The organism is Arthrobacter sp. 01T428, from assembly GCF_056398685.1.
On the sequence record NZ_JBFTPW010000024.1, the window covers coordinates 55,190 to 65,909 of the forward strand.

14 protein-coding genes are annotated in these 10,720 nt (G+C 64.6%); 9 read left to right on the forward strand and 5 right to left on the reverse strand.

The features are described 5' to 3' along the window. From AC1DJB_RS20280 to AC1DJB_RS20295, 4 genes are all read left to right on the forward strand, one after another. Nucleotides 1-840, forward strand: a complete 840-nt coding sequence (locus AC1DJB_RS20280) for an ABC transporter ATP-binding protein (protein WP_441438270.1) — start codon at nucleotides 1-3, stop codon at nucleotides 838-840. Further along, the gene (locus AC1DJB_RS20285) at nucleotides 837-1,958 is read left to right on the forward strand and encodes a siderophore-interacting protein (RefSeq protein WP_441433583.1); all 1,122 of its coding nucleotides are present in this window, start codon (nucleotides 837-839) and stop codon (nucleotides 1,956-1,958) included. The genes AC1DJB_RS20280 and AC1DJB_RS20285 overlap by 4 nt, the downstream gene beginning before the upstream one ends. Before the next feature lie 255 nt (nucleotides 1,959-2,213). After that, on the forward strand, nucleotides 2,214-3,110 hold the full coding sequence (locus AC1DJB_RS20290; protein ID WP_441438269.1) for an SGNH/GDSL hydrolase family protein: 897 nt from the start codon (nucleotides 2,214-2,216) through the stop codon (nucleotides 3,108-3,110). 8 nt (nucleotides 3,111-3,118) lie between these two features. Then, nucleotides 3,119-3,925, forward strand: coding sequence for an SGNH/GDSL hydrolase family protein (locus AC1DJB_RS20295; RefSeq protein WP_441433619.1), 807 nt, complete (start codon nucleotides 3,119-3,121; stop codon nucleotides 3,923-3,925). A gap of 63 nt (nucleotides 3,926-3,988) precedes the next feature. Here the strand turns inward: AC1DJB_RS20295 and AC1DJB_RS20300 are convergent, their stop codons facing one another. Both AC1DJB_RS20300 and AC1DJB_RS20305 read right to left on the reverse strand, forming a co-directional pair. After that, nucleotides 3,989-4,273, reverse strand: a complete 285-nt coding sequence (locus AC1DJB_RS20300) for a YciI family protein (RefSeq protein ID WP_059388678.1) — start codon at nucleotides 4,271-4,273, stop codon at nucleotides 3,989-3,991. Between the two features lie 56 nt (nucleotides 4,274-4,329). Further along, entirely contained in the window at nucleotides 4,330-4,962 is a 633-nt protein-coding gene (locus tag AC1DJB_RS20305) for an NADPH-dependent F420 reductase (RefSeq protein ID WP_441433581.1), read from the reverse strand. Between the two features lie 121 nt (nucleotides 4,963-5,083). Between AC1DJB_RS20305 and AC1DJB_RS20310 the strand changes: the two genes are divergently transcribed. Further along, nucleotides 5,084-5,563: a MarR family winged helix-turn-helix transcriptional regulator gene (locus AC1DJB_RS20310; protein WP_234754501.1), complete on the forward strand. Its 480-nt coding sequence runs from the start codon at nucleotides 5,084-5,086 to the stop codon at nucleotides 5,561-5,563. Nucleotides 5,564-5,698: 135 nt separating this feature from the next. Further along, nucleotides 5,699-6,460 carry an SGNH/GDSL hydrolase family protein gene (locus tag AC1DJB_RS20315; protein WP_441433580.1) on the forward strand — a complete coding sequence of 254 codons (762 nt, stop codon included), beginning with the start codon at nucleotides 5,699-5,701 and terminating at the stop codon, nucleotides 6,458-6,460. Here AC1DJB_RS20315 and AC1DJB_RS20320 read toward each other — a convergent pair. The 3 genes from AC1DJB_RS20320 to AC1DJB_RS20330 form a co-directional block, all read right to left on the reverse strand. Continuing rightward, nucleotides 6,447-7,217, reverse strand: coding sequence for an FAD:protein FMN transferase (locus AC1DJB_RS20320; RefSeq protein WP_441433579.1), 771 nt, complete (start codon nucleotides 7,215-7,217; stop codon nucleotides 6,447-6,449). The two genes, AC1DJB_RS20315 and AC1DJB_RS20320, sit on opposite strands and share 14 nt — an antisense overlap. Before the next feature lie 61 nt (nucleotides 7,218-7,278). After that, a complete protein-coding gene (locus AC1DJB_RS20325; protein WP_476910759.1) occupies nucleotides 7,279-7,845 on the reverse strand; it encodes an FMN-binding protein in 567 nt (188 codons plus the stop codon). Beyond that, nucleotides 7,842-9,332 (reverse strand): ferredoxin reductase family protein, encoded by a 1,491-nt coding sequence (locus tag AC1DJB_RS20330; protein WP_441433577.1) that lies wholly within the window; start codon nucleotides 9,330-9,332, stop codon nucleotides 7,842-7,844. Before AC1DJB_RS20330 ends, AC1DJB_RS20325 begins: the two co-directional genes overlap by 4 nt. Nucleotides 9,333-9,760: 428 nt before the next feature. On the opposite strand from AC1DJB_RS20330, the gene rpmB reads away from it, so the two are divergent. The 3 genes from rpmB to rpsN are packed head-to-tail and all read left to right on the forward strand — an operon-like array spanning nucleotide 9,761 to nucleotide 10,472. Then, nucleotides 9,761-9,997 (forward strand): 50S ribosomal protein L28, encoded by a 237-nt coding sequence (rpmB, locus tag AC1DJB_RS20335; RefSeq protein WP_078107326.1) that lies wholly within the window; start codon nucleotides 9,761-9,763, stop codon nucleotides 9,995-9,997. Further along, nucleotides 9,997-10,164 (forward strand): 50S ribosomal protein L33, encoded by a 168-nt coding sequence (rpmG, locus tag AC1DJB_RS20340; protein ID WP_003798558.1) that lies wholly within the window; start codon nucleotides 9,997-9,999, stop codon nucleotides 10,162-10,164. Before rpmB ends, rpmG begins: the two co-directional genes overlap by 1 nt. 2 nt (nucleotides 10,165-10,166) lie before the next feature. Next, nucleotides 10,167-10,472 carry a 30S ribosomal protein S14 gene (rpsN, locus tag AC1DJB_RS20345; protein WP_028267656.1) on the forward strand — a complete coding sequence of 102 codons (306 nt, stop codon included), beginning with the start codon at nucleotides 10,167-10,169 and terminating at the stop codon, nucleotides 10,470-10,472. Nucleotides 10,473-10,720 lie beyond the last annotated feature (248 nt).

Sequence of the window (10,720 nt, forward strand, 5' to 3'; positions counted from 1 at the left end):
ATGGCACAACTGAGCGCACGCGGCTTGACGCTCCAATACGAGCAACGACGGGTGGTCGAAGGACTCTCGACGGAGGTTCCCGAAGGCAAAGTGACCATGATCGTGGGTGCCAACGCCTGCGGGAAATCCACGCTGCTCCGAGGGCTGTCCAGGCTCCTGAAGCCGAGCGCCGGCGTCGTCACACTGGATGGCAAGGACATCTACTCCCGCCCGGCCCGCGAACTCGCCCGCACGCTCGGCCTTCTTCCGCAGCACCCCCTTGCCCCGGACGGCATCACCGTCCGCGAACTGGTGGGCCGCGGACGGTATCCGCACCAAGGGTTCTTCCGCCACTGGAGGACTGGCGACCGGTCGGTGCATGATCTCGCCGTGCAACGCGCACTCGAGACCACGTCAACGCTTGAGCTTGCTGAACGGAACGTCGACGAATTGTCCGGTGGGCAGCGCCAGAGGGTGTGGATCGCCATGGCCCTTGCGCAGGAGACCGAGGTCCTGCTCCTTGACGAACCCACCACCTACCTTGACCTGGCACACCAAGTGGAGGTGCTGGACCTGGTGACCGACCTCAACCGCAGCCGGGGGACCACCGTGGCAATCGTGTTGCATGACCTCAACCTGGCAGCGCGTTACGCCGACCACGTCATCGCCATGAAGACCGGGGCGATCGTCGCCGAGGGGCCCGCGATTGAAGTGGTCACCGAGGACTTGGTGCGCGACGTTTTTGGCTTGGATTCCCGGGTGGTTCCGGATCCAATTTCCGGCACCCCGCTCGTTCTCCCGATCGGCCGGCATCGCACCGCCGCTCACTCAACGTCCATCGAATTGGAGTTCGCCTCATGAACGCAGACGCCGTTGTGCGAAACGCAACCACGGAGCCGATGACCCTGGCCTTCGATGTCACGGTCACCGCCGTCGAGGATCTCGGCCCCCACTTCCGCCGCATCACGTTCGGGGGATATTGCCTGCGCGGATTCGGGGTTTCGGGGAACACCCTGGACCTGCGCATCAAACTCATGATTCCCTCGCTCGACGCCGGCGGGCACCCCCTGCCGTTGCCCGCCTTCCACACGGGCGACGCCGGTTGGTACCAAGAGTGGTTGGCGATGGATCCCGCGGTCCGCGGATCGATGCGGACCTACACTGTGCGGAACGAGAGGCTTGACGCTGTCTACCCGGAGATCGACGTCGACTTCGTGATGCACTTCGACGGCGGCGGTCACGGCGGTCGGGCCGGCGGCGCTAGCGGCGGTGCGGTGGGGCCCGGCGTCGACGGCGGTGCGGCTCACCCGACGGGCGGGCCCGCTGCAAACTGGGCGCTCGCCGCGAAGCCGGGGGATTCGATCACCATCATCGGCCCGAACAACCGGGCAGCCCATTGCGTCACCGCCGAAACATACTCCGGCATCGAATGGCGTCCCGGCCTGGCGCAGCGGATCCTTCTAGCTGGGGACGAAACGGCGGTCCCCGCTATCAGCGCGATCCTTGAATCGTTGCCCGCGGGAATCACAGGGCATGCCTTCCTTGAGGTACCCGAGGCCGGGGATTTCCAAGACCTCGACACAGACGCCGACATCGAAATCACGTGGCTCGCGCGGGGCACGGCCCTCGGCCGGTCCCGGCCTCACGGGGAGTTGCTGAAGGAAGCCGTACGCGGAGCTGTACCCGTCCCCGGTTGGGTGGGGATCATCTCGCTCGATGGCGCCGCCGGACCCGAGCCGGAAGATGTCAACGTGGACCGGGACATCTTGTGGGAAACCCCGCTGCGCATGGACACGGCCGCGATCGAAGCGAGCCGCAACCCTGGCCTTCCCGCGGGCGCTTTGCCGTTCTACGCCTGGATCGCAGGCGAGGCAGGAGTCATTAAAGAGTTGCGCCGGTACCTGGTCCGGGATGTGGGGATCGACCGGAAGCAGGTGGCGTTCATGGGCTACTGGCGCAAAGGGAAAGCCGAACTCTAACCCGCCCCCTCCGACGCCGGCTCACATATATCGTCCTTTTCGCCGACGCTCGCTCACATATGCGGCCAAAACCGGGAACGCTCGCTCACGTCAGGTGAGCGGGCGTCTGGCCGAATGGGGCTATAGGTGAGCGGGGGTTCGCCCGAAACGCGCCATAGGTGAGCGGGCGTTCGGCCAGAATGCCCTATAGGTGAGCGAGCGTCGAATTAACCTGGGCTTTGCCGGCGGGCAACCGGGCGGGGCTACGCTGGCGTGGTGGCTGGGAACGTGCTTGATGCTGACCAGAACGGACGACGGCGGTTTGTTGCCTTGGGCGATTCCTTCACCGAGGGCGTGGGGGACCGGAACGAGGCCCTGCCGAACGGCGTCCGGGGCTGGGCCGACCGCGTCGCCGAGAAACTGGCCAAGGCCGAACCTGGCTGGGAGTATGCCAATCTTGCGGTGCGGAGCAAGCGGCTCCGTCACATCGTCGACGAGCAATTGGACCGTGCCCTGGCCATGGAACCCACGCTCATCACGCTCTACGCCGGCGGAAACGACATCCTGGACTTCGGCACGGACATGGACATCCTCATGGCCGAGTACGAAAGGCTCGTGGCCCGCCTCGCAGCCACGGGGGCCACCTTGGTCTTGTTCACGGGGTACGACGTCAAGGTCTCGGCCGTGCTGGAACCCTTCAAGAAGCGGAATGCCCTCTACAACGAGCGCGTCCGCGAGCTGGCCGCCAAGTACGGGGCCGTGCTGGTGGATTATTGGTGCCTTGACGCTTACCACGACCGCCGGATGTGGGCTTCGGACCGCCTTCACATGTCCAAAGCCGGGCACAAATATATGGCGTCGCAGGTCCTGGATCACCTCGGTGTCCCGCATAAGTTCTCGCCCAAAGACTGGGAACCGCCGCAGCGCCTCAAGTTGCGCGACTGGGAACGCCGTCAGCGCCGCTGGGTGAACGACTGGGTGCTGCCGTTGTTTGGCCGGAAGCTTCGCGGCGTCACGCTCGGGGACGCCCTTGGCCCGCGCTGGCCCGAGCCCGTGAAGGTGCCGCGGAAGGCCGGGCTGCGAAAACTCGCGGAACGCCAGGCCGCCGCGGCGGGCGCCGCCGCTGCTGGAAGTGACGCGCAAGGCAAAGCTCAAAACAACGGGGGGACATGACCATGGCCATGGAGACGCCGATGCGATTCGTCGCCGTCGGAGATTCCTTCACTGAAGGCGTCGGCGACGTAGACCTTCGCCTTCCCAACGATTGCAGGGGCTGGGCCGATCGCGTGGCAGAGGAACTGGCAAGGCACCAGCCGCAGACGCAGTACGCCAACCTTGCCCTCCGCGGCCGTCGGCTCAGGCAGATCGTGGTTGAACAACTCGAGCCCGCGCTCGCGATGGCCCCCACCCTGGTCAGTTTCCACGCTGGCGGCAACGATCTGCTCGGCGCACGACTGGACATGCGCATGCTGGTCCGTGGATTCGAGAATGCCGTTGCCCGGATCGCGGACAGTGGCGCCCACGTCCTGCTTTTCACTGAGTACAACGTGCCGCTTTCGCCGGTGTTGGAGCCGCTCAAGCTGCGCACGGCAGTCTTCAATAAACACATCCGGCGCATTTCCGCAGCCTACGGAACGCTTCTGGTGGACCATTGGTGCTTCGAAAAATATCAGGACCGCCGGATGTGGGCTCCGGACCGGCTGCACATGTCCGGTATCGGGCACGAATACATGGCCAAGAAGGTCTTGGAGGTCTTGGGTGCCACGCACTCGCTCGCCGCACCGGTGCTTGGGGCGCTGCAACCGCGGAGCCGCGCCGAGATCATGACCGACGACGCCGCGTGGCTCAGGCGCGATGTGGCACCCTGGCTTTCGCGTCGTTTCAGGGGAGTTTCGAGCGGCGATCACCTGAGCGCCCGCTGGCCGGCCCTTATGCCGGTGGTCTTGCCGGAGCGGTTGGGGACGTCCCCAGAGCCGGCCCGGATTTAAGGGGGTGGCGTCACGCCTGACAAATTTTTGGCGGCGGTGTGCCCCGCGTGACGCCCAAGCTAACTAGTCCAGCAGGTTTTCGAAGCCCGCGGATGCCGTGGTGACCGTGAATTCGATGATCTCGAAGTCGGCTACGCCGTTGACGTAGAACGGATCCGTCGCCAGGGAAGCGTCCAGTGTTGCACGGTCGACGTTGGACAACAGGACACCTCCGATGGCTGGAACGCGACGTCCGGACGCAACGAAAGTGCCGGCGTCGAACGCTTCTTTGACCCAATCCATGTGTGCGGGGCGGTGGAAATCGACGATCTCGTCGGGAACTTTATAAGTCAGCGAAACCACGAACATGCCGCCCAGCCTACAACGCGGAGGGCGGCCACAAGCGGCCGCCCTCCGAAAGTGAACTACGGCAGGAGCTTGACTGCAGAGTTCCAGTCGTAGTCGGGGTGGGCTTCGCTGATCTGGAGAGTCATGACGAGCAGTTGGAAGGCTTCGAGCTCACGCGAGCGGCGCAGCGGTCCGACGTTCACCGGACGCAGCCCGGCACCTTTGACGAAGTCGACGACGGCGGCCGTCGCCTCGGCGTCGTCGCCCGCCACGAGTACATCGAGGGTCTGGCCGTCCACTTCGCCCTCCGCGATCGTGGCGGCGAAGACGGTGTTGAAGGCCTTCACGACCGATGCGCCGGGGACCAAGGCCTGCAGTTCTTCGGCGGCCGAGGTCCCGGCGGGAACGGTGAGGGAATCGAAAGTCTCGAAGTTCACGGGGTTGGAGATGTCCACGATCGTCTTGCCGTTGAGCGCTGAGCCATAGGAAGAAAGGACTTCTTTGGAGGCCTCGAACGGGGTGGCCAGCACCACGATGCTGCCTTCCACCGGGGATCCCGTGATGCCGGAGGTTCCGTTGACCGTCGCCGCAAGGGCAGCAGCGGAGCCGGCGTCGCGGCTGAGTACCTGGACGCTCTTGCCTGCGGTGGCCGCGCGGGCCACGATGCCGGACGCCATGTTGCCGGTACCGATGATGGTGATGTCAGCCATTGTTGTTTCCTTTGCTTGAGTGCTCACGATTGGTTCACGATCAGTTACTTGAAGCTTCAACTAAAACAATAATGACCTTAAGTTGAAGTGTCAAGCATTGATTTCCTTCTAAGATGAATCCATGACCGAACCGCGCTGGCTCAACGCCGACGAACGCCGAGCCTGGCTGGCCCTCCTGAGCATCAACACCCTGCTGCCCGCAGCCCTGGACACCCAACTGCAAGCGGCCGGCAAGTTGTCGCTTTTCGACTACAACGTGCTCGCCATGTTGTCCGAAGCGGAGGGGCGTTTCCTGCCGATGAGTGAACTCGCCGCACGCACCAGCGCTTCCTTGTCGAGGCTGTCGCACGTCGTCACCAAGCTGCAGAGGCGTGGTTGGGTGGAGCGCGAGGCTCACCCGGGCGATGCCCGTGTCACCGTGGCGCACCTGACCGAGGCCGGCATGGATACCATCGTGTCCCTCGCCCCGGGTCATGTGGATGCCGTCCGCGCCTTGATGTTGGACGCCATGACCGACGACGACGTTGCGGACCTCGCGCGGATCGGCGAGAAAATCGTGGCCCGGTTGGACGACGATCACTGGATCCTGCGCGAACGCTAAGCCGCCGGCGCCACGCCAGCGGCCTCGCTGCCGGCGGCAACTGCCGCCCGCTGCCCGCGGCCGGTGCCGGAGCCGCCGCGCCCTGAGCAGCGGCCCCACGTGACGGCCGCCCCGCACTGATGAAAGACTGGCGCCATGGATTTTTCTGCCCGGTACGTGGCATTGGGTGACTCGTTCACCGAAGGACTTGGCGACGCCGACCCCTCGCGCCCCAACGGGGTCAGGGGATGGGCAGACCTTGTTGCCCAGCAATTGGCCCAAAGCAACGACGATTTCGGCTACGCCAACCTGGCCATCCGGGGCAAGAAACTCCGGCAAGTCATGGCAGAGCAGGTGGACGCCGCCGTCGCGCTTCAACCGACGCTGGTGACCTTATACGCGGGCGCGAACGACATCTTCCGCCCCAAAGTCGATATCGACAGGCTCATGGAAGACTACGAGGCCGGCATCGGGAAGCTCAGTGCCACCGGCGCCACGTTGCTTCTCTTCACGGGCTTCGATGCCCGCAGCTCCAAGGTTTTCGGCACCATGCGCGGACGCACCGCGATCTACAACGAATTGCTCCGGGAAATCGCCGAAAACCACGGTGCGCTGGTGGTGGACTACTGGCGCTTCAGCGAATACCACGACTGGCACATGTGGGCGCAGGACCGGATGCACATGTCCACTGCGGGCCACATCAACATGGCCAACCGGGTGCTGGCCGTCCTGGAGCACGAAGGTTCCCTCGAGGTTCCGCCGCCGGTCCCGCAACCCCAGCCTGCGCGCGTGGAAGCGTTGCGGGCCAATGCGCGTTGGGCCCGTGAACACGCAGCCCCGTGGGTGGTCCGCCGCGTGACGGGCAAGTCCTCAGGTGACGGTCTCAGCCCGAAGTACCCGCAGCTCACCCGGCCGTAGCAAGTTTCCGGAAGCCCGGCGTGGCGAGCAGTTCGCCGTCGTTCTTCACCGCGAGCACGTCCACGTCCCAGTGGGAGGTGGCCAGCGCGAAGGTCCCGGCGCCGCCCGCCATGATGGCGGTGGCCAGGACGTCGGCCGTGATGATATCGGCCGCTGCCACTGAAACCTGGCGGAACCCCTCGTCCCGCGCCGATTTGAGGCCCGCGGACCAAATGTGGTGGCCGCGTTCGCTCGTTCCCGAGGTCGCCAGCGCGTGCCTGCCCTTGCTGCCGAGGGGAAACGCGGTCAGGAGCGTCGTCCGATCCTCCGGGTCAATAATCCCCGCCAGCCACGGCCGCGCAGTGCCCGGCGTCGGCGAACCGGCCACAAGGACATCCCCGCCCGCGTTGAGGCACCAATTGTGCAGCCCCAGCGCGAGCAGCGACGTTCCGGCTTCCCGTATCGCATGTCCCTTGACGATCCCCGCCAAGTCCACGACGCCGTCGGGCCGTTCCGCCGTAAACGCACCTGCCGTGAGGCTGCGCCAGTCGACAGCCTCGACATACAGCCGGCGCATGTCCACGGAGGCGTCCCTCAGGGCCAGCTCGCCCCGCGCCATCGCGCTCGCCTCCGAGTCGGGACGGTAGAGGCTAAACGTCCGGTCCAACCCCGTGAACAACTGCTCGACGACGGCGGTGGCCGCCTCGAGTTCTTCCACCGCGGCTTGGGGGGCCATCCCTGGAGCAGTCGGGATGGCGAGGCTCACCACGGTGCCCATGCTGGTGAACGTTCGGGAACGAAGGCTGGGCTCCGAACTGCCCCCTCCGGTCTCGCGTGGCTTAGAAGTGGGCTGCATCGAGGGCTGCCTGGAGCGACGTCAAATATGCCTCGCTGGTATAGGTGGCCCCGCCGATGGTCTGCACGTTCGCCGACTGGGCGCTCAGTACTTCGGAGCGGAGCAGGGGTGCAGCCCTGGCGCTGATCTGGACGGATCGTTGCTCTTGGTCGGTCAGGTGCAGGGCTGTGACATCCGTGATCACGCCGGCCTTGATGGTTACCTGGACCTGTACCGTTCCAAAGCGCGTCTCCACTGCCGTGCCGGCGTAGGTGCCTCCTGCCTTGGCCGATGCCCCCAGACTGGAACTGGAACTCGAACTGGAGCCCGTGCTGGAACTGGAGCCGGCTCCGGTTCCCGAGGACGATCCGGACGCACTGCTCCCGGTGGTTCCGTGCGCCGTCAAGCCCGTTCCTGAAGCGGTATCGCCCGTGGTTCCGGCCGCGTTTCCGGTTGCGGAGGTGGTGACCGCCGATGCGTTCGAGTCAGCCACGTGTGCACCCGACTGCCACCCGACCACAAGGATTGCCGCCGACGCCAGCGCCGCTGATATTCCTGCCCTGAGTCTCACCAGTCAAACCTTTCGTAGTGGAGCTGCTCCTCCCGGACGCCGGAGCTTTTTGCCTCAGCCAGCACCTGGCGGGCCCAAGCCGATGGACCACAGATGTAGACATCCGCGTCGGTGATGGCCGGTACGAAGTCCCGCAGCCGCGAGGTGCCGGCAGAGGCAGGCAACCACGCGCTTTGGGGATTCGCCGACCGCGGGCCGGTCAGATGGAAGAGCGTGGCACCGCGCTTCCGGCACAATTCCAGGATCTCGTCGCCAAGGAATAGCTCGTCAGTGGTGCTGCCGCGCAACAGGACGGTCGCCTGGCCGGGCGCGAAGGGGGTGGATTCCAGGAGCGCACGGAGGGGCGTGATTCCGATTCCTGCGCCGATCATCACAACGTGTTCCCGGCTCCGGGCCGCCGTGCTGAAGACACCGTAGGGACCTTCGATGGCTACTTTCGTTCCCGGCTTGAGCGAAGCCAGCCGGGCCGAGCCCGCACCCAGGTTCCGGACACTGATCCGCAAGGTGGGCTGTTGGGCGGACCGCCCGTATGACGTGCCCGACGGCGGCATGATCGGTTCCGCGGAGAGGCTGAACGGATGTGCCTGCCACCACATGCCTGGGGCAAGGAAGCGCCAGACGAAGAACCGGCCGCCGTTTCCCGACAATTCGTTCAATCGCAGGCCGCTCATTTCGATGCTGAAGACGCCGGGCGCAAGGGGAACCACGCGCCGCACGGTCAACTGGTGCCGGTAGGTGGCTATCACCGGCTGGGCGACACGGAACCACGCCAGCGCCGAGCCTGTTCCGATGTAGAGCAGCAGCCAGTACCAACGCTGCCAGGTGCCTTCGGCGAATAATCCGCCCACGCTGAACTGGTGAGGCAGGGCGACCGCTACGGCCAAATACGTGAGCAGGTGGACGAAGTACCAGAATTCATAGGGAAAGCGGCGGCGAACAGCTACCAGCGAGGTGACCACCACGGCAATGAAGAGCGCCATGGAGACGAACGCCAACCACATGTCGGGTACCAGCACCCAGAGCGAAACGGCTTCGCTGACGGGGTTCAGGCCCTCGGCCATGCCGTAACCGGTCGCGACGAGAAGTCCGTGCGCCAGCAATAGGTAGAGCGCCGGTTTGCCTAGCTTCCGGTGGAACTCCAACGCCCTGTCATGGCCGACCGCGCCGTCCACGAAAGGCAGTCGTGCCGCGAGCAGAAGCATCAGGAAAACCAGATCCATACCGGCAAGCCCGGCGAGGATCCCGGCGGCGGTGACCGCTTGGGTGAGGTTCCCGACCGACGACATCCCGCCGTCGGCGAGCCACAACGCCAGCGCCGCCGCGAGGGAAGCCCACAGCGCAACGGTGAGCATGTCCGTCCGGAACATGCGTCGGCGATGCTGCGCAGCGAACCTTCCCTTGGCGGGATTGCGCCGCTCGGGCGCTGGCGGCCGGCCCGGGGGCATACCCACACGTTGGCCTGGGGAGGCGAGGAGTTGTGACTTCATGCCTCAAGATTGAACTCTCAACCTTTCGATCTCCTGTGAAGGGCCTAGCCTCCGCTTATGAGTTGGGAACTTCGTTCTTATACACCCGATTGGTCTTAATTTCCCCCAGCCCCTAGACTTATTAGGCGCTAGGTGGCGCGGAGCGTGTGCAATTGCTCCGGTTGGCGGTGACTGTTGGTAACAACGGGATATCCGCGGGCCGGTAGTTAGGGGCTCAAGTTGCGTGCATTCCAGTATTCGCCCAGTATTCCGGCCTGTTGTCCGGACCCACTACCTTCGCCGCAGCGGTGATCTTTGGCTGGTTTCAGTCAAGGGATCCAGCCCGCGGGAACTACCGAAAACGGTGTGGACTGGTTGCGGACGTCGCCTATTGCACGGGAAGCAGGAACTCTGCTGGCCGTTTCATTTTATTTTTTAGGAGAGTCGTCATGGCAGCAAACTGCCAGGTGACCGGAGCCGAGCCGGGCTTTGGACACAGCATTTCGCACTCGCACCGCCGCAACAAGCGTCGGTTCGACCCCAACATCCAGAAGAAGCGCTACTGGGTTCCGTCCCTGCGCCGTAATGTCACGCTGACCCTGTCGGCCAAGGGCATCAAGACCATCGACGTTCGCGGCATCGACGCAGTCGTCGCCGAAGTTCTGGCTCGCGGGGTGAAGCTCTAGTGGCAAAAGACAAGGACGTACGTCCGATCATCAAGCTGAAGTCGACTGCGGGAACCGGTTACACCTACGTAACCCGCAAGAACCGTCGTAACGACCCGGACCGCCTGGTCCTGAAGAAGTACGACCCCAAGATCCGCCAGCACGTCGAATTCCGAGAGGAGCGCTAAACATGGCTAAGAAGTCCAAGATTGCTCGCAACGAGCAGCGCAAGGTCATCGTTGAGCGTTACGCTGCAAAGCGTCTCGAACTGAAGAAGACCCTGGTTGACGCCAACGCGACTGACGAAGCACGCGAAGAGGCTCGCCTCGGCCTGCAGAAGCTGCCCCGCAACGCCTCCCCGATCCGTCTGCGTAACCGCGACATCATCGACGGCCGCCCGCGCGGTACCTTCCAGAAGTTCGGTATCTCCCGTGTTCGCTTCCGCGACATGGCTCACCGTGGTGAGCTCCCGGGCATCACCAAGTCTTCCTGGTAATCCAGAAGTACTAGAAGGGCCGGCAACCGCTTGGTTGCCGGCCCTTCTTGCGTTTAAGGCGCAGGGGGCCGGGCTTTGATGCTTCGCGTGTCCGACTTTGGGTTATAGGACAAAACGTGTGTAAATCCCGCGCGTGTCACGTGCGTCCTGCCCAACCTTTGCGGGCCCAGAGGCCTTCCTCTGCGGTGGCTGTGTTGCCGTATTCCTCGGGTCCGTGTGGCTGCTCGACGGCGGTTTGGGCCGCCGGG